The organism is Dysgonomonas sp. 511 (assembly GCF_010501105.1).
In the GTDB taxonomy this organism is placed as follows: Bacteria; Bacteroidota; Bacteroidia; order Bacteroidales; family Dysgonomonadaceae; genus Dysgonomonas.
On the sequence record NZ_QVMQ01000010.1, the window covers coordinates 60,040 to 79,332 of the forward strand.

20 protein-coding genes are annotated in these 19,293 nt (G+C 39.6%); 9 read left to right on the forward strand and 11 right to left on the reverse strand.

The window, feature by feature from the left end; translation table 11 throughout:
- Positions 1-91: 91 nt before the first annotated feature.
- Together D0T57_RS05930 and D0T57_RS05935 are read right to left on the reverse strand one after the other, a co-directional pair.
- Positions 92-667, reverse strand: coding sequence for a hypothetical protein (locus tag D0T57_RS05930; protein ID WP_163271865.1), 576 nt, complete (start codon positions 665-667; stop codon positions 92-94).
- Between the two features lie 7 nt (positions 668-674).
- Entirely contained in the window at positions 675-1,262 is a 588-nt protein-coding gene (locus D0T57_RS05935; protein ID WP_163271867.1) for a hypothetical protein, read from the reverse strand.
- 143 nt (positions 1,263-1,405) lie between these two features.
- Between D0T57_RS05935 and rnpA the strand changes: the two genes are divergently transcribed.
- A complete protein-coding gene (gene rnpA / locus D0T57_RS05940; protein WP_163271869.1) occupies positions 1,406-1,843 on the forward strand; it encodes a ribonuclease P protein component in 438 nt (145 codons plus the stop codon).
- Positions 1,824-2,045 (forward strand): membrane protein insertion efficiency factor YidD, encoded by a 222-nt coding sequence (gene yidD / locus D0T57_RS05945; RefSeq protein ID WP_163271871.1) that lies wholly within the window; start codon positions 1,824-1,826, stop codon positions 2,043-2,045. The genes rnpA and yidD overlap by 20 nt, the downstream gene beginning before the upstream one ends.
- Before the next feature lie 35 nt (positions 2,046-2,080).
- Here the strand turns inward: yidD and D0T57_RS05950 are convergent, their stop codons facing one another.
- From D0T57_RS05950 to D0T57_RS05960, 3 genes are read right to left on the reverse strand one after another with little or no spacing between them, the layout of a single operon-like run.
- A complete protein-coding gene (locus D0T57_RS05950; protein ID WP_163271873.1) occupies positions 2,081-2,896 on the reverse strand; it encodes a glycosyltransferase family 2 protein in 816 nt (271 codons plus the stop codon).
- Positions 2,897-2,908: 12 nt separating this feature from the next.
- Positions 2,909-3,706 carry a DUF5672 family protein gene (locus tag D0T57_RS05955; protein ID WP_163271875.1) on the reverse strand — a complete coding sequence of 266 codons (798 nt, stop codon included), beginning with the start codon at positions 3,704-3,706 and terminating at the stop codon, positions 2,909-2,911.
- A gap of 2 nt (positions 3,707-3,708) precedes the next feature.
- The gene (locus D0T57_RS05960; RefSeq protein ID WP_163271877.1) at positions 3,709-4,905 is read right to left on the reverse strand and encodes a glycosyltransferase family 4 protein; all 1,197 of its coding nucleotides are present in this window, start codon (positions 4,903-4,905) and stop codon (positions 3,709-3,711) included.
- A gap of 98 nt (positions 4,906-5,003) precedes the next feature.
- On the opposite strand from D0T57_RS05960, the gene D0T57_RS05965 reads away from it, so the two are divergent.
- The 7 genes from D0T57_RS05965 to D0T57_RS05995 all read left to right on the forward strand — a co-directional run bounded on the left by D0T57_RS05965 (position 5,004) and on the right by D0T57_RS05995 (position 12,736).
- Entirely contained in the window at positions 5,004-5,861 is an 858-nt protein-coding gene (locus tag D0T57_RS05965; RefSeq protein ID WP_163271879.1) for a hypothetical protein, read from the forward strand.
- A gap of 4 nt (positions 5,862-5,865) precedes the next feature.
- On the forward strand, positions 5,866-6,609 hold the full coding sequence (locus D0T57_RS05970) for a hypothetical protein (protein ID WP_163271881.1): 744 nt from the start codon (positions 5,866-5,868) through the stop codon (positions 6,607-6,609).
- Positions 6,610-6,984: 375 nt separating this feature from the next.
- Positions 6,985-10,398: an isoleucine--tRNA ligase gene (ileS, locus tag D0T57_RS05975; protein WP_163271883.1), complete on the forward strand. Its 3,414-nt coding sequence runs from the start codon at positions 6,985-6,987 to the stop codon at positions 10,396-10,398.
- 55 nt (positions 10,399-10,453) lie between these two features.
- A complete protein-coding gene (locus D0T57_RS05980; protein WP_163271885.1) occupies positions 10,454-10,834 on the forward strand; it encodes a TraR/DksA C4-type zinc finger protein in 381 nt (126 codons plus the stop codon).
- 97 nt (positions 10,835-10,931) lie between these two features.
- Positions 10,932-11,576 carry a lipoprotein signal peptidase gene (locus D0T57_RS05985; RefSeq protein ID WP_163271887.1) on the forward strand — a complete coding sequence of 215 codons (645 nt, stop codon included), beginning with the start codon at positions 10,932-10,934 and terminating at the stop codon, positions 11,574-11,576.
- 2 nt (positions 11,577-11,578) lie between these two features.
- Positions 11,579-12,430: a DUF4296 domain-containing protein gene (locus D0T57_RS05990; RefSeq protein WP_163271889.1), complete on the forward strand. Its 852-nt coding sequence runs from the start codon at positions 11,579-11,581 to the stop codon at positions 12,428-12,430.
- A gap of 3 nt (positions 12,431-12,433) precedes the next feature.
- Positions 12,434-12,736 carry a hypothetical protein gene (locus D0T57_RS05995; protein ID WP_163271764.1) on the forward strand — a complete coding sequence of 101 codons (303 nt, stop codon included), beginning with the start codon at positions 12,434-12,436 and terminating at the stop codon, positions 12,734-12,736.
- 140 nt (positions 12,737-12,876) lie between these two features.
- Here the strand turns inward: D0T57_RS05995 and D0T57_RS06000 are convergent, their stop codons facing one another.
- The 6 genes from D0T57_RS06000 to D0T57_RS06025 form a co-directional block, all read right to left on the reverse strand.
- On the reverse strand, positions 12,877-13,536 hold the full coding sequence (locus D0T57_RS06000; RefSeq protein ID WP_255490515.1) for a hypothetical protein: 660 nt from the start codon (positions 13,534-13,536) through the stop codon (positions 12,877-12,879).
- A gap of 202 nt (positions 13,537-13,738) precedes the next feature.
- Positions 13,739-14,134: a hypothetical protein gene (locus D0T57_RS06005; RefSeq protein ID WP_163271891.1), complete on the reverse strand. Its 396-nt coding sequence runs from the start codon at positions 14,132-14,134 to the stop codon at positions 13,739-13,741.
- Positions 14,135-14,402: 268 nt separating this feature from the next.
- On the reverse strand, positions 14,403-14,663 hold the full coding sequence (locus tag D0T57_RS06010; protein ID WP_163271893.1) for a type B 50S ribosomal protein L31: 261 nt from the start codon (positions 14,661-14,663) through the stop codon (positions 14,403-14,405).
- A 216-nt stretch (positions 14,664-14,879) separates the two neighbouring features.
- Positions 14,880-15,596, reverse strand: coding sequence for a helix-turn-helix transcriptional regulator (locus tag D0T57_RS06015; protein ID WP_163271895.1), 717 nt, complete (start codon positions 15,594-15,596; stop codon positions 14,880-14,882).
- A gap of 541 nt (positions 15,597-16,137) precedes the next feature.
- A complete protein-coding gene (gene hemW, locus D0T57_RS06020; RefSeq protein WP_163271897.1) occupies positions 16,138-17,268 on the reverse strand; it encodes a radical SAM family heme chaperone HemW in 1,131 nt (376 codons plus the stop codon).
- Positions 17,269-17,295: 27 nt separating this feature from the next.
- Positions 17,296-19,107 carry a long-chain fatty acid--CoA ligase gene (locus D0T57_RS06025; RefSeq protein WP_163271899.1) on the reverse strand — a complete coding sequence of 604 codons (1,812 nt, stop codon included), beginning with the start codon at positions 19,105-19,107 and terminating at the stop codon, positions 17,296-17,298.
- Positions 19,108-19,293 lie beyond the last annotated feature (186 nt).

Consider the following 19,293-nt stretch of genomic DNA (forward strand, 5'->3'; position numbering starts at 1 on the left):
ATTATCTCTAAAACAGGTGCAAAGGTAGGTATTTTTAGCGGAACTTCGTTTCCTTAATCCAAATTCTTATGTATTATTGTCCAGCTATTTGCTATTCGAAGATGGTATTGCGTGTAGCGAAGATTAAGGTATCCGATATGTTTTTCATCTCCGATATTGTTCCGAATCCGGCTTCTTCTGCGGCTGTATCTCCGGTCATGTCTCTCATTGGCTTTGCCTGTTGGACAACGAAATCTCCCTCACCATTTTTCTTATACGTGATGTAATGTTGTCGTACGGTAAGGTAATTATTGCCTCCTTCGGCAAAATATAACCATTCGCCTCTTTTATAGATATAGAGTGAACTGCCTTCAAATTTGTAAGGGCTTCTTTCAGGTTTGGCAAGGGCCGATTGTGAGTCCAGAATAATGTCGTCGCCTGAAAATGCTATTGTACTGCCGTTGAGCGCTTCATATACAGGTAGCGATGCTGTAAACAGTTTTTTCAGCCGGCTTGGTATATCGTTATATGCAACTTCGATTCCTCCGGCTTCTTCCGAACCTACATACATCTTAGGATTTTCTACTATGGAGTAGCTGTACCTGAGGTTCTCTTTTTCGTCATCGCCGCACGACATGCACACAAACAACAATAACACTGATATATATATTGCGATATTATATTTCATATTCCAATCAATTATAGAGATAGATCATATTGCACCAGGCAATGGTATCTTCCTGATTTTTAAAATCTTCCTTTTTGTCATACCCTGCACGCTTAAGCACTTTCTCCAAATCCATTTTTTCGGACGTGACATAGATTGTGTCTATCTTCCCATCTTCTTTCACTTTAGGATGGCGAACCATCGTACGGGTATAATACAGGTTGGTTTCGCTGGTTCCTTGCGCTACAAATATTTCATCTCTATTGGTATTCAGCACGAATAAAGAATCGTCGCGAAATAAATAATCGGATTTTATCTTCATCGTTCGGGTGGTGTAGGTTATATGCTTTTCGTAGAACTCTATTGTACGCTCATTGTATAATGAGGGTGCATAAATAGTTTTGAAGAAATGAGTAAGTAAGTTTCTGTCGTACATATTATTGAAGACAATCGGTTCGGCTCCTTTTTCGGAATTTCCATTATAAACCATAAAATCGGATACATCTATAGATCTTACAGTAAACTCGCGGCGCTCATCTTCATCGTCTCCACCGCATGCGGCAAAGGCCAGTAGAACTAATACCAATGTAAAAGAAAAAAATATGCTCTGCTTCATTTTCCGGCACGATAACTAATTATAGTGCAAATATAGATAAAATTATTTCAGTAGAATTTAAACAGGCTCGAAGAAAATACTTGCGGCCTTACAATTCATAAACCGCAACTTATCTTTACCTTTGTTTTGTGAATATAAAATTGATGGACAAAACGATTCTGGCTACAAGAAATACATTTGAAAAGAGAGAGAGGCTATGCAGCAAGAAGTCTAACGACAGGCTCTTTGCTTCGGGCAAGTCGTTTATCTCTTATCCGCTTCGTATCGTATATTTTATGCACGATGGAGAGGGTAATACGCAAAGCAGCAGGGCATCTGTCCTTATCAGCGTGTCGAAAAAGAAATTTAAGCGTGCCGTAAAACGCAACAGGGTAAAAAGGCTTATACGCGAATCATACCGCTTGAACAAGCATGATTTTGTATATAAACTGGATAGTTGCAATAAATATATAGATATTGCTTTCTTGTACTTAAAAAACGAACTGCCCGAATTTGCTGAAGTACAAAAAGCGATGCAAAAAGCTTTGATGATATTGGACGGAAAAGTAACGGAGGATGTAGATGAAAAAAATACTCTCTAAGATATTATTATTGCCTATCTACTTCTATAAGTATAGCATATCGCCTATGCTGCCACCGTCGTGCAGGTATTCGCCTACCTGTTCGGAATATGCAATAGAAGCCATAAAAAAGCATGGACCCGCCAAAGGATTATGGCTTGCTATAAAGAGGCTTGCACGCTGCAATCCGTGGGGCGGGCATGGATATGATCCTGTGCCTTAAATCCTGGCAAGGGCTGTAAATACAGAAAAGAATCTCTAATTATCGCTTTCCATATATTTATCCAATCCATTCTTACAACGTACAACCTTATTTGCTATTGCGTCTTCCAGTATAGCCAGGTTGACAGGTTCGCGCTCTCTGCTACTAAAGGGATGCTCGATATGATATTCCACTGCACCAAATTTGATGAATTGCCTTCTATCTCCCAGATTTATCAGACGGGCGGCAACTTCGCTATCTTCTCTGCCCCAACCGGTCATATCTTCGTTGTAGCCGTTGACGGCAATAAGATCTTCGCGCCAGAAAGCCATGTTACAGCCTTTTACGTAATAAGGGTCGTCGGTGCGATAGCGAAAGCGATAATAATTTCTCAAAAAGCTCACTCTCAACCCATTTAAATGATTGATTATCCCTTTGGTAAATATGGATATGTCTGTTTTCTTTCCGGATAGTACGGTTGCACTTAGGTCATCGTCCATCTTCACCCTGCTACCCGATACAAAACAGCCTTTGCGGCTAAAGTCCAGATGGTCTTGAACGAAATGTTTTTCTAAAACGATATCGCCATCTATTTGTATAATATAGTCGCCCGTAGCCTTAGCTATGGCTTTGTTTCTGATAGCTGCCAGACGGAAACCCGTATCTTCGTGCCATACGTGTATCAGGGGGCATGGAAACCCTTCGCGAACTTTATTTATCAAGTCGGTAGTATCTTGTTTCGAGCCATCGTCGGCAACGACAACCTCTGTAGGTAATATTTTCTGGTGGGCAATACTCTTGAGGCAAACGTCCAATGCTTGCGGCCAGTTATATGTAGATACTATGAGGGTTACTGTAGGATAAGGTTTCATATATATCGGTTTTTATTTTCTTGCAATGTTTTCTTTGAATGGTATATATCGCTCCCAAAAAAGCGGATCGCATTGTATATATGCATGGCAACCAAAGGGCAGCACTTCTTTCATATATTCAAATGCCCTGGCCGGCTGGTTTTCGAAAGAAAAAGCAAGTGCCTCTTCCCATCCCGGTTTTTTGAAAGGCTTATAGATGCCCGGTGCTTCTAACGACCAAAATATATCTTCGTGAAAGAAATGGCTTTCGTTATCAATATACATCTGCAACAGGGCTTTGTCTACTTTCGATAAGACTTTTATGAAAGTTTCTACATTCCTAAGGGATAAGCCTCCGTTGCCGACATTATTGAAATGGCGCCAACGCAGAAGTTTTTCGCGACGTATAAATGGTTTTAACCAGTCGAATGCAAATTTATATATGTTATACTTTTCCAACTTACGCGGTTCGTACCAGGGAGCGCCTACGTAGTCGTATCCTTTGTTGCACCAATATCGAAGCCGGGGGGTAAATAGATATGCATCTGCCTGATGAATAAGAATATACCGATAAGACTCAAACCGCTTATAAAATTCTATATTAAGCATTAATTTATTGTATCCCTGCAAACCGGCAAAAAAGCTATCATCGAAACGCTCTGTTTCTATACCCGAAAAAGATTGAAAGCTATCGTCAAAGACAAAAGAATGAGGGGCTATAAACCGCCTTTCGAATCCTTCGGTCATCGCTATTGCCTGACGAAAAGCCATTTGCTCAATTCCATCCAGGGGCTTGTAGACGGGAAATATAACAAGACAGGATTGCTTCATTATTAGTCTTCCTTTACATCAAATATTTCATCCAATTGTTTATACCTCACTTCGGGATTAAAGTAAATCTTAAACAAGTCGTAGCCTAGTTTGCTTTGTTCTTCATACAAACGTGAATCACTAATCAGTTTCATAATATTACCGGCAAATTCTTCGGCAGTGTTGCTCAACAAGCATCCATTATTAAGTTTGTTTGGCAAACCATCTATTCCCCGTTGGGTACACACAACCGGCAATCCGAAAGACAATGCTTCGAGCACTTTCAGTTTAATGCCTGTACCTTCGAGCATCGGGCAAATAGCTATGCGCGACTTGGCATACATTTCTCCCAAGTCTTTGGCAAAGTGTATCTTCTCCACATTTGGATAGTCTTCCTTTATATATTCGTTGATTTTGCCGACGACACATATCTTCAGGTTTTGAGGCAACAACGGGTATATATCTGCAAAAAACCATTTGGAAGACATTTGGTTCCACGGGTTTTCGCTTGCAACATATATAATATCATATTCTTTTTCTTTCCCATTGTATTCTCCATCTTTATTCAATACAAAAAGAGGCATATTGGGCACAAGCCTGACTTTGGTATTATGAAGAAACTGGGTAAAGATATACATCTCATCTATAGATACAGCCCACACCTCATCGAAAAATGAAAGATTTTCCATCTCCGTTTGAAAATATTTCCCTATATGCTTTTTCTTTTTAGGGTCTCTGGCTGCATGTATTGTAAGAAAATCGTGTGTATCGACTATAACTTTAGCTCCTTTCAGGTTTTTACTGTATTTTATCAGATTGACCCACAATACATAGTTGATAACGATATAATCATATCTATTCTCCTGTAATACTTTTTCGAAGGTCTTGCGTAAATAAAAGGTGCAAAATGAACGGAATATTGGCGACCCGCCATAATATCTCCTCTTTATATATTCAGGTATTTTATAAGTAAACAAACGTTTTATGAAATTAGTCTTCGGCGGTTTCAGTTCTTCCCAGAAAACTCTGTCAACAAGTTTTGTGTCCAACATTTTCTGAGGAAGGTCATCTTCCCATTTTATATTCCAATTCTTAATTCCAAAAAAATCAACATGAAATTCCCGTGACTTGAAATACTGAAGAAGAGATATAACCCGTGTCACATTTCCTGCATTATTTTTCAGTGACATTTTGGGCATGAAATAAAGTATCTGTTTCATCGAACTACATATGTTTTCGACACAAAGATAACAAAGTTATAGAACTTTCATGTGCAAGTATCTACAATTAAATTATCTTTGTAGAAAAAATAAGACAGATGAATAATGCAGAAATAAAAGTCGGATATCTGGTATCTTATGACTATAAATACATAGAATATTCTCTCCCTACTGTCTATCAGCACGCTGATTCTATAACTATTGCGGTGGACAAGGACAGGCTGACATGGGCTGGTGAAAAATTCGATATACCCGATTCATTTTTCCAATGGATAAAAGAATTTGATAAGGAAAAGAAAATAAAGATATATGAAGACTCCTTCTATGTATCTAATCTTACTACAATGGAATGCGATACCCGGGAACGCAAGATGTTATCCCGGTTTATGGGAGAAGGTGGTTGGCATATACAAGTAGACTCTGATGAATACTTCCTCGATTTTCCGGCCTTCATCAATCACATTAGATCTCTGGATATAAATAAACCGACTGCTATATACGGAGAGTTCATTACAATATTCAAATATGACGAAACAGGGATGTTCTTGATAGACTCAAACGAACCTTTTGCCCTAGCCACAAATAACCCTGTGTATATTGCAGCAAGGAGAACCGATGAAAGTATTAACGATACAGTACATTATACAAATTTTAAAGTTTTGCACCAAAGCTGGGGGCGTTCGGAAGCCGAGATAGCTTTGAAAATGAAAAACTGGTCTCATTCCGACGATTTTAATACAGATGCATATCTTAATTTTTGGAAGGCCATCAACAAGCACACCTACAATTACATACAAAACTTTCATCCACTAGATCCCCCTGCGTGGAAAAAACTCGAATATTTCGAAGGCTCTGATATTCCTTCTTTGATAGAAAAGGTGAAAGAAAACCAGAAAAAGAAAAACGAAAAGAAAAAAAATAAATCTTTCTTTTCCTTCTTTGCTAAGAAAAGATAAAGCAATGACAATAACATTCGAAACTAAATGCTGGGAAAAAGATTGGATATATATCTTATGCAAAGGATATCTCGAAAAGATGATTGATAATTGCAATTATCCTTTTGACAATAAGGTGCTATTTATCAATAATGTAAAGAATGTCGAATTAGTAAAAAAACATGCTCAGAAAAAGGTAGACAAGGGTATTATCGACAAATATGTTATTGTAGAAGAATATGCCACAAATGCGTTAGAGTTTTTTGGAATACAAAAAGATGATTTTAAAGGTGGATATTATTATTCCATTGCCGAACTTGTCAGTATCTATCTATGCAAAACTGATTTTCTGCTGCATTTCTCAAGTGATACCTGTATAACGAAAGATAACAACAACTGGGTAAAAAACACATTGGCAATAATGAATAGAAATGAAGAATATTTTGTTGCCAATCCCGTATGGAACGGTTGTATCGAAGAAGCCCAATCTGAATCTTTCGACGAAACTGAATCTAACTTTATAGGGTTTGGATTCTCCGACCAATGTTATCTGGTAAGGACAAAAGATTTTCAGAATCCTATCTATAATGAATCGAATATAGCATCAGCGAGATATCCCGAATATGGAGGAGAACTTTTTGAGAAACGTGTAGATGCATATATGAGAAACCACAACCTGAAAAGAATTACATCGAAAAACGCCTCATATGTACACAAAAATTACAAAGAGATTTCTTTCTGGGAAAAGATTTTGCACCGTTTCATCTAAAGCCCAGAGCTTTACCGCAGCTTATAGCCATCAGTATATATATATTGTAGCGATGGGATTTCTGTAGTTCCGTCGAGTTGATTTCTACCATAGTAGATAGTTTAGACCCGTCAACTATAAAATACTCTTGCTTTAAAGGTTCGCCGAAAGGAAATTATACACTCTTGGGGTAGCGAAGAATATCCATTTTTGAGGTAATGACGGATACATTATTTTAAGAAATGGTTTTAAAAAACAGAAAACGGCTTGCTGGCAACGGCAGGTCGTTTTTTCTGTTTTAGACAGATGCTAACTTGTAGCTTAAAATATCGTGTAACTCGTAACTTTTCATTATATTTGCCCTCAATTTTTTTTAAAGATGTTTTAAGACGCACTATGAGCAAGCAATTTTCAGAGTACAACAAGTTTAATTTGTCCGATATCAACAAAGAGATACTAGACAAATGGGATAAGGAAAATATATTCCAGCAAAGTTTGGACGTACGTGCAGGAGCTCCCTCTTTCGTGTTCTACGAAGGGCCTCCTTCTGCTAACGGTATGCCGGGTATTCACCATGTAATGGCGCGCGCGGTAAAAGATATTTTCTGCCGTTACAAAACGATGAAAGGCTTCCTCGTAAACCGTAAAGCCGGATGGGATACACACGGGCTTCCGGTGGAACTTGCCGTGGAAAAAAAGCTCGGAATAACAAAAGAAGACATCGGCAAGAAAATCTCAGTACAGGAATATAACGATGCCTGCCGCAAGGAGGTGATGAAATATACAGGCGAGTGGGAAAACCTTACCCGCATCATGGGGTACTGGGTGGATATGAACGACCCGTATATAACCTACGACAGCCGCTATATAGAAACCCTGTGGTTTCTCTTGAAAGAACTGTATAACAAAGGATACCTCTATAAAGGATATACCATACAGCCTTACTCTCCGGCTGCGGGAACAGGGCTCAGCACACACGAACTGAACCAACCGGGTGCATATCGCGATGTAAAAGATACAACCTGTGTCGCCCAGTTCAAGATGAAAGCGCCGAAACTTGAAATGACAGCCTTTGGCGACGCCTATTTCCTGGCATGGACAACTACCCCGTGGACGCTCCCTTCGAATACAGCATTGGCTGTCGGGGCCGACATTACATATGTAGCAGTGCAGACATACAATCCATACACAGGTGACAAGATAACAGTTGTGTTGGCCAAGTCTCTTTTATTCAGCCTATTCAACGAGAAAGCGCAAGAAATAGCCCTCGAAGACTACAAACAAGGCGACAAACTGATACCATACAAGGTGGTAGGCGAGTGGCAGGGCAAAGACCTTGTAGGCATGGAATACGAGCAACTTATACCGTGGATGAATCCGGGAGAAGGCGCATTCCGCGTTGTTGCAGGCGACTTTGTTACCACCGACGACGGTACAGGTATCGTACACATAGCACCTACTTTCGGTGCAGATGATGCCAAGGTAGGAAAAGCAAACGGAGTGCCTGCCATGCTGTTGAAAGACAAGGACGATAACACCCGTCCTATGGTAGACCTCACGGGTAAATACTTCCGTATAGAAGACCTCGACCCTGAGTTTGTAAAGGAAAAAGTAAACGTAGATCTATATAAAGAATTTGCAGGAAGGTATGTAAAGAATGAATATGACGATACATTACCTGCAGACGCGCCTACACTCGATATCGACATCTGTGTAATGCTCAAGCAGCAAGGGCTGGCATTTAAGATAGAGCGTCACGTACACAACTATCCGCACTGCTGGCGTACCGATAAGCCTGTACTCTACTATCCGCTCGATAGCTGGTTTATACGCACTACTGCCGCACGTGAAAGGTTGATAGAACTCAATAAGACTATCAATTGGAAACCAGAATCGACAGGTTCGGGACGCTTCGGCAAATGGCTCGAAAACCTGCAAGACTGGAACTTGAGCCGCAGCCGCTATTGGGGCACACCGCTTCCGATATGGCGCACCGAAGACGGTAAAGAAGAAAAATGTGTAGGCTCTATCAAAGAACTATATGCAGAAATGCAAAAAGCGATAGATGCCGGATTTATGACAGAAATACCGTGGAAAGGCTTTGAAGTAGGAAATATGGATAAGGGCAATTACGAGAAGCTCGATTTGCACCGTCCGTATGTAGATAATATAATATTAGTGTCGGATTCGGGCAAGCCGATGAAGCGCGAAGCCGATCTTATCGACGTGTGGTTCGATTCGGGGGCGATGCCGTTTGCACAGGTATTCTATCCGAATATCAGCGAAGAAGAATTTGCGAAAATATATCCTGCCGATTTCATAGCCGAAGGAGTAGACCAGACCCGCGGGTGGTTCTTTACCCTTCATGCCATATCCACTATGTTTAAGGATAGCATAGCATTCAAAAATGTAATATCCAACGGGCTTGTACTGGATAAGAACGGCAACAAAATGTCGAAAAGCAAAGGCAATGTAGTCAACCCGTTCGATACGATAGAAAAATATGGATCCGACCCATTGCGCTGGTATATGATAACCAATTCGTCGCCGTGGGACAACCTCAAATTCGATATAGAAGGAGTAGAAGAAGTACGCCGTAAGTTTTTCGGTACACTATACAATACCTATTCGTTCTTTGCACTCTATGCAAATGTAGACGGATTTACCTTTGCCGAAGAAGAAATACCGGTGGGTGAAAGGCCGGAAATAGACCGCTGGATAATATCGTTGCTCAATACATTGGTAAAAGACGTAGACGAATATTACGAGGCTTATGAGCCTACCAAGGCAGGGCGTGCCATATCCGACTTTGTGAACGACAACCTGAGCAACTGGTATGTCCGTCTCAACCGTAAACGTTTCTGGGGTGGCGAAATGACGAAAGATAAACTATCTGCTTATCAGACACTTTACACTTGCCTCGAAACGGTTGCCAAACTCATGTCGCCTATATCGCCTTTCTATGCCGACAGGCTATTCTGCGATCTGGTTTCGGCTACCGGACGCGAAAAAGCGGCATCTGTCCACTTGACAGATTTCCCGGCTTATGAACCATCTGTAGTAGATAAGCGTTTAGAGGAACGTATGCAAATAGCACAGGATATATCATCGGCAGTTCTGGCACTTCGCCGCAAAGAAAGCATCAAGGTTCGCCAGCCGCTTACCCAGATAATGATACCCGTATTGAACGACGGGCAAAAAGATGATGTAGAAGCTGTGCGCGATTTGATACTGAGCGAGGTGAACGTGAAAGAACTCACATATGTAGACAATGCTGCGGGTATTTTGGTCAAAAAGGTTAAACCAGACTTCAAAAAACTGGGCCCTCGTTATGGCAAAATAATGAAGCAGCTGGCCGTAGAAATACAAAATATGCCACAGGATGCTATTGCTGCATACGAAAAGGATGGTAAGTACACCTTCGATATAGATGGACAGGAAGCGGTTATAGAACAAGCCGATGCCGAAATAATATCGGAAGACATACCGGGGTGGCTGGTAGCCAATGCCGGAAAGCTGACCGTGGCACTGGATATAACCATCACCGACGAACTGAGGAAAGAAGGTATTGCCCGCGAACTGGTGAACAGGATACAGAATATCCGGAAATCGAGCGGCTTTGATATAACAGACCGTATAAACATTAAAATATCTGATCAGGAGCAGATAAGAGAAACAATATCAGCGTATAATAGTTATATAGCATCGCAAGTACTGGCAGATAGTATAGAGATAGGCGATGTAGTAAACGGACAAGAAATAGATATGGACGACTATATTTTACAGGTGTCTGTAGAGAAAGTCGGATAAAATCATTATCTTTAACATTAAACAGGATGTTGAACCCTTATTAACATGTACAACTATGGCAGAAAAAACAAGATACACCGATGAGGAATTGAACGAATTCCGTGAAATCATCCTCGAGAAACTTAGCAAGGCTAAAAAAGAATATGACGAGTTGCGGGCTGCTATCACAAATGCCGATGGAAACGACGTGACCGATACATCTCCTACATTCAAGGTATTGGAAGAAGGAGCATCTACGCTGTCGAAGGAAGAAGCTGGGCGTTTGGCTCAACGCCAGATGAAGTTTATACAAAACCTTCAGTCGGCTCTTATCCGTATCGAGAATAAGACTTATGGTATTTGCCGCGAAACAGGCAAACTCATCCCTAAAGAGAGGCTTCGTGCCGTGCCACATGCTACATTGAGTATCGAAGCAAAGAACAGCGGTGTCAAATAAAGCTTTATCAAAAAAATAGAATGAAGAACGAAGAAAGGATGGGAGTTTAACTGAAAACCTCTTGTTTTTTCTTCGTTTTGTATGCAAACTTAATACAATGGACAACAAAAAAGGCGGGATAATAGCCATTCTGGTAATACTTCTTGTAATAATCGTAGACCAGGCTTCTAAAATCTGGATCAAGACAAATATGTCGTTGCACGAAAGCATAGAAGTAGCCAATTGGTTTAAAATATACTTTGTAGAAAACCCAGGAATGGCGTTTGGCTGGAAGATAGGCGGAGGAAGCACATGGGGAAAACTATTCTTGTCGCTATTCAGGATAGTTGCCATAGGCTTTATTGCTTATTATCTCTACAGCCTTGTAAAACAGGGATATAAAAGCGGCTATATAGCCTGCATAGGTCTGATCCTGGCAGGAGCATTCGGCAATATTATCGACAGTGTTTTCTATGGAGTTATTTTTTCCGAAAGCACTTTTACGCAGGTTGCTACATTCGTCCCTGTGGGCGAGGGATATGCCGGATGGCTGCACGGCAAAGTAGTGGATATGCTTTATTTTCCATTATTCACCGGAACATTCCCATCTTGGTTTCCGAAGTGGGGAGGGGAAAGTTTTACATTCTTCAGCCCGATATTTAATATCGCCGATTCGGCAATAACTGTAGGTATTTTTATACTGCTAATTTTTTATCGCAAAACTTTATCTTTATCTTTGGAAAAAAAAGAAGATAAGAAATAACCATGCAACAACGCTTTGCCATATATATCATTCTTGCATTCTTGATTTTGCTTGCTGCTTGTAGCCGCAGGCCAAGTTATGTAATATCCGAAAAGAAAATGGTAGACGTGCTGTACGATATACAACTGGCACAAGCGATATACAACACCGACAAACAATTCTTTGGCGATGAAAATAAAGACGCTCTGGTAGAAAGTGTGTTGCAGAAATATAAAATAACTCAGGCAGAGCTTGATTCATCTCTATTATGGTACGCCGATAATATTGGTTACTATGAAGTTATCAGCGATTCGGTAGCCTCTAAGCTAAGGGCTCAAAGCAATCTGCTGGCACAACAAAGCCAGTCGGCAAAAGGTACTGGTCCATTATTGATTATCCCACGATTATATAAATTGACAGTTCATACACCAACACTTTCGTTTGTAATAGATTCTGCGAAGATGAAAGATATAGACGTTAGTAAGTTTAGCTTAAGGTTCGATGTGCAGGGAGTAAATCGCATAACAAATATCGAAACTTCCCTGTTCTTTACATACAAAGACACTGTCGTGCAGAATACCCTTGATGTAAATACAGATAGCCGGTATTCGCTACATAGGCCCAACCTTCCCGACAGCTTGCTGAAAAGTATTTCGGGCTATATACACATGAAGGGCAATATGTACGATATACCTCGGAATGTGTTATTGTATAATATCTCGTATCTCGATTCAGTGTCGGTTGCACAAGATAGCCTGGAGACTACTTCGCCTCAGGTATCATTGCCGGCTGTACCTACTAGAAGACCGGTTCCGGATAATGTCAAACCTGTGACTACTAAAGAAAATTTGACAGACAAACCGGCTCTCAAATAACTGATGAAGCGATATTTTTCTCATTACACATTTATTTATCCTGATATTTTCTTGAAAAACTATATTGTGGAGGTAAATGATAGTAGTGTAATAACAAATGTATTTCCTTTCGAAAAAGAGATTGAGAAGACGGAGTTTTATCCGGGGATATTGGTCTTTCTTCCTTTCGGCGAACCTTTAAAGCAAGAGTATTTTATAGTTGATGAGTCTAAACTATCTACTATGGTAGAAATTAACTTGACGGAACTACAGAAAACCCATCGCTACAATATATATACTGATGGCTGCCTATTACCTTTTTCGTAAATGGTGTAGAAATAGGGATATGTATCGAAAACGGAAAAAATTATCTAACAGTAAGGGCGAATAATAATTGACTCCGCCAATTTTTCATTCGCCCTCACATTGTATCTATCAAAAACTCAATCTTTATTCAATTGAGATTATTATTTGGTGTAAATCGGAGAAACAGGAGATTCTGTCGAAGCGGGTTCTTCTGTTACATTATTATCGTCATTGTTTTTCAATACCAGATTCCTATATATTACTGTGTTGCAACCTAGTATAATCAACATAAAGAGTACAAGCAAAACAATGGTCATAATAGCACCGATAGTGCTGCCAAGCAAACCGAATATAGTTGTTAAGATGAAAAGAACTACTATCAGAATAAAAGATACTCCGAAGATAGTCCATTTGTAACCATTGGTAGCTTTGTTGCTTTGTATCAGGGCTTCTCCCGGAGCAACTTCTTTGTCTATAAGTATGTAAACAGCTAACGACCAGCCTATTGATATTATTATTGCCGGAACAATGAGAAATAGCATTGCCGGAACCAAAGCTATATACATTAATCCCAACAATGTGAAATATTCGCCCATATATTGGCGGTATTTAGCATCGAAAATGAAGAAAGGGGAAATAATCTGCCCTTTGCTCAAAGCAATAGGTATTGACGAAATAGCTATCGTTGTACCCACATTGAGATAAGGTATCCAGATAGTAACAAGCCATAAGATAATGGCAATAAGCACAGATGCTGCATTTTGGAGCCCGATGGATATTCCTTCCTGAAGGACTCCCATAATTGTAATTTTTCGTTCCATAGTTAAGTATAATTATTTAATATTAAAATGTGAATCTCCTCCCTTACACAAACGATATGTAAAAATAAATATATTTTTTAAAACTATTGTTAAGCATCGGTGCAAAATATAGATAATTATTCACATTAGTATTTCTAATAAAAAAAGCAAACCAATAAAAAGTCTTTATCGGTTTGCTTTTTCGGCTATATTCTATCTTTCTTTAAAGCAAGGCTTCTTTAGCTCTTATTTTTGCAATTTCCTTATCCGCTTTTTCCTGAGCTTTTATTTTCGATTTTTCGGCATTTTCTTTTGCTTTTGCTATAGCATTTTCGCCATCCCTCCGTGCCTTTTCGGCTCCTTTACGGGTATCTTCTTCCATTTTTTTACGTGCCTTTTCGGCCGAATTTTTAGTATCCTCTTCTATTTTCCTCTTGGCTTTTTCTATATCCTTTTGCATCTTTGCATCCGCTGCTGCTGCATCTTTTGCAGCTTTTGCTTTTATGCTTTCTATTTTAGCCGCAGTTTTTTGACTGATTACTACATCTTGCGCTTTTGCTGAAAGGGTTATTGCACAAAGCACCGAAAGTATTAAAATACTTTTAAATAACTTGTTCATAATTCTTTAAATGTTAATTTCCAGTAGTTCGTAAATGTGTATTAAAGATTTTGCATCAAAAATAGTATAAAGGATGCAAAATAGCAAAAAAACTCTTTTTTTTATTTCATCCGGGTTTCACGGATTCTATCTTACCTGGTATTATTGTTTACTAATCAAATATTTAGATTCTTATTGATTTTGTTTATAGAGCATAAAAAAACCGAAAAGTTTTACCTTTCCGGTTTCTTGTCTTTTAGATTCTTTCACTAAAAAAGTAAAAATCTAGTTATTTTTTTGGTTGAGTACGTTTAGCGTAACGGCTCATAAACTTATCAACACGTCCTGCTGTATCCACAAGTTTTTGTTTACCTGTATAGAACGGATGCGACGAACTTGTGATTTCTAGTTTAACCAACGGATAAGTAACACCATCTATTTCAATAGTTTCTTTTGCAGCTATGGTAGAACGAGAAATGAATACTTCATCGTTTGACATATCTTTAAAAGCAACCGGACGGTAGTTTTCTGGATGAATGCCTTTTTTCATTGTTTATTGTGACTTTATTAGTTATTTCGTTTTTCAGCCGACAAAGATAGGGATTTTTTGTTATCAAAGCAAGAGTTCTTTCACTTTTATTTGATAAAGAGTCTGTTTAAACTTTGACGAAAATTTTTCTTATCGGCTCAGCTAAATAAGACTGTTCTTAAGCATATAAAAAAGTTTGCTAGATATTGGAGAGGTGTTCTCCTTATCAAGCAGACTCTAAAATACAGTATGGTAACAGATATAGGCTTTCACCAACCCTTTCCATTCTATGCAACTGCGCAATACGTCTTTATCGTGATATTTTGTGTTGCATCCACTCAAAAGCACGTAATCGTCGCCCAACGACGACTTATTTATGTACTTCAATGTTATCATTTCTTCTCCATCTATTTGCAGGTACATCACATACATCTCGCCCCAATGGATGGCATCGGTGTTGTTTGCGGTTTTGTAGCAAACTATATCTCCCGGTTTTATGAGAGGGTACATGCTGTCGGTCTTTATATAGCCCGCTCCGTCGCACGAATCCAGGTCGGGAATAGATACATATCCCTGGCAATAATGGAATTCTTTGTATGTGAAAAGGGGTATAAAACTCATCTCCTTATCGGATGGAGGTGTCAACCGGGCTTCGGGGATAGATGCCGGGTCGACATTTATGATATTGGCATACTGCTCTCTCATCATGTCGATATCAGCGGCATTTCTCACCGTAGAAGAGTTTAGCATTGGCCCTTCTCCGGTAATTAGCCATTGAAGGTTGACGTTGGGGTACACCTTAAATATTTTAGCAATAGTATCGCCTGTCATTCCGCTTTTTTTGTCTAAAGAACCATTTGCGATGCCAGTTTGTGCGTAAAATTTATTTTTACTTACCCCTTGGGTTTCCAAAAACTGGAGAACCCTGTCCTTTTGGGTAGTTCTATCATTCATTATCTTTTGCGAGTTTAAATGACAATAATCTAACTTGCGAAATATTATTGTGTTTTTATTTATGCATTTGTAAAATTTCTAACGAAGATAGAAATTTTATTCCAATAAATAAAGTATATTGTTATATGAATTCAATTTTAACAACCATAAAAACTCATAAATCAAGGAATAAAGCTATTAAAATCGAAGATTTGGCATAGAATAAATTCTAAATACATCCCTATGAAAAGATTCAACAAAATGCTTTAAGTGCAAGAAAGCTTTTATCTACATTGTTATTTCCAGATGTAGCACAATCTTGTATGCACACATTGATAACATTCTACCATTCAATAATTTAACCAAACAGAAAAACAATATTCCATCTCTTTGCGAACACTATTGATTATTGTAGACGAAGACTACAAATAGAGATATTTCTCCCACCATAGAATTATTTCTAAATTGGCATTTGTAGCAAAAAGACTAGGGTTGTATTTTTTTATCCAATACTAAGCATTTTTTAACAAAAGAGTATTCCTGGGAATCGTAAAAATGAGATTTATTGCACCCACATGAGATCTCTCATTATGGAATCGGAAATATAGATTCCGTTGCGGGTCAATTGAAGTTTGTTGCGACTATAGACTATACTGCCGGCATCTATATATTTCCGCGCATAGCTGAGGGCAAAATCTTTAAATGAAGTGCCGAAAAGAGTTTCAAGTTTTTCCATATCCACGCCCCACATGGTGCGCAAACCTGTAAGGATATATTCGTTATACTGCGTATATTTATCCAGGTTTTCACTTTCTATATTAGGCACGCCATCTATTATACCTTCTATATATTTCTTTACAGAAGCTATATTCCACGACCTGCTTATTGTATCGAAAGAGTGTGCGGCGGGGCCTAATCCCAGATATTTCTTACCGAGCCAGTAAGAACTGTTGTGCTGCGAAATATATCCCTCTTGTGCAAAATTCGATATTTCGTAATGCCGGAATCCGGCTTCCGACAAAATTTCTATCATATCCGAGAACATTTTCAGGCTCACTTCTTCGTCCACAGCCCTGACCTGTCTCTGTGTGAATAGTTTATAAAGTTTTGTGTCTTCTTCGTAGATGAGGTGATAAGGGGAAATGTGCTGAACTTCCAAAGATAGGGCAGTATTTAAATTAGATTTCCAGATGTCGATGGTCTGGTTGGGAAGCCCGTACATCAAATCGATGCTTATATTATCGAAACCATACGATTTGCATCTGTTTACAGCATCTATAGCCTCCCGTGCCGAATGTCTTCTGTTCAGAAACTTCAGCTCATTGTCATCGAAGCTTTGGATGCCTATGCTCAGACGGTTGAATGGCTGCTTGCCCAATAGTTCGGCATACCTTTGCGAAAGGTCGTCGGGATTGGCCTCTAAAGTTATTTCCGCATCATCTGCTATTTTAAAGTTTGCATATAGGGAAGAAAATATCCGGTCGAGATCACTTCCGTTCAATAACGAAGGTGTCCCTCCTCCGAAGTAAATGGTTTCGACAGCCTCCCCGCCCAGATATTCCCTGCGGAGAGCTATTTCTCTGCACAATGCATCTACATATGCATCCTTAGGCGATAGGTCGGTACGTGTATAAAAATCGCAGTAGATACACCTCGTCCGGCAAAAAGGAACATGTATATATATGCCTGCCATATTTCTAAAAAAAGGGGGGGGGAGTAATTATTCTTTATACATATCGTCGATAAGCTCTTTGTATTTTTCTGCAACAGCCTTACGCTTGATTTTCAGCGTGTTTGTGAGTTCGCCCCCTTCCATTGTAAACGGCTCGGGCAACAAACGGTATCTTTTGATTTTTTCGTATGGAGCAAAATCTGCTTGTAATAATTCTATACGGGCATCGAGCATACGCAGTATTTCTTCATTGTGCAGCAGGTCTTCAACCTTGCTGTATTCAATATGGTTTGTATCCGCATATTCTATCAATGCTTCGTAGCTAGGGACGATAAGGGCACTCACAAATTTGCGTTCGTCGGCTATCACGGCAATCATATCTATATATTTGTCTTCTGCTATACGCGTTTCTATTGCCTGTGGCGCTATATACTTGCCATTTGCAGTTTTGAAGAGGTCTTTTATGCGTTCTGTCAGATATAGCACATCGCCTTCCAGCCGGCCGGCATCGCCCGTGCGGAAATATCCATCTTCGGTAAATACTGCTGCTGTAGCTTCCGGTTTGTTGTAATATTCGCGCATAACGGTTTTTCCCTTTATCAGTATCTCGTTGTTGTTTTCGTCTATGCGCACATCTACACTCGGCATAAGTGTACCTACCGAGCCAATAACAAAGCCCTTGCGGAGATAGCAGCTTACGGTAGCCGTAGTTTCGGTAAGCCCGTATCCTACAATTAGAGGAATATTGACCGATTGCAAAAACTCGTTGATAGCATCCGACAAGGGAGCACCTGCACAGGGGAATATATTTCCACGTTCGATGCCGACAACCATTTTCAAGACACGAAAAACGGTATTGTTGTATATCCCGAATTTTATTCTTGTGCCCAGAGGGGCTTTCAATCCGTTATTTCTGAAATCGATAGTGTATTTTTTTCCTGTTTTTATAGCATCTGTATATATCCATTTCATCAGGCCTTTCGATTCGGATATTTTTTCGCTCACCCCGGCATATACCTTTTCCCAGAAACGTGGTACGCTACACATAATGGTTGGGCGCACCTGCTTGATGGATTTTTGTATCTCCTTCGCATCCTGATTGATGGCAATACACATACCTACATGCATGGCATAGTAAGTCCACGCACGCTCGAAAATGTGTGCCAAAGGCAGGAAGTTCATCGAAACGTCTTTGTTGGATACCATTGGCAGACGCTCGTCATGTATAGGGAATGTCTGCAAGAAACAGGTATGCGGCAATACCACTCCTTTGGGTTCGCCCGTAGTGCCCGATGTGTACATAATACAGGCAATGTCGTCGTCGCGGCGTGCTTTCATGCGTACACGCACTATAACCTCGGTATTCGAATTTTCGCCCGTTGCGATAAAATCATCGAAATATACGGATGTCTTATCCTCCGGATGTAATTTTATTTTCGGATCGAATACGATTATTTTTTGTAATGGTGAAGTTGCCTTTTGCTGTACTTTAAATGCATTGTTGTACTGGAACTGCTCGCCTGCAAAAAGCAGCTTTATATTGGCATCGTTCACTATATATTCTACCTGCGAAGGCGATGATGTCGCATAAATAGGTACCGATATACACCTGTTGGCATACGATCCGAAGTCGGTAAACAGGTATTGAGGCATGTTTTGCGAATAGACTGCAATGCGGTCTCCTTCTTCTACTCCCATCTCTGCCATAGCCCATGCCGTTTTCATTACATTGTCGGAAAACCTGCGCCACGATATGCTTTTCCATTTTTTTTCTTGTGCATTTCTGTATTTCAACGCAGTTTTCTTTCCGTATCGTAATGCTTGACGGTGTACTAATATTGACAGGTGGTAATAATTCATAGGTATTGCTTTTTGATAGTTTCCGATACAAAGGTAATTTTAAATATGGAAAAATTAGTATCAAAAAGCCAATTTAATAGTTGTGCAAACAGCTATTGCAGCGACAATAAACACCGGAACCTACTCGATAGAGCATGTTGCATACCCCCTCAAAAAACTCATAACTCATAACTTATTACTCACAAC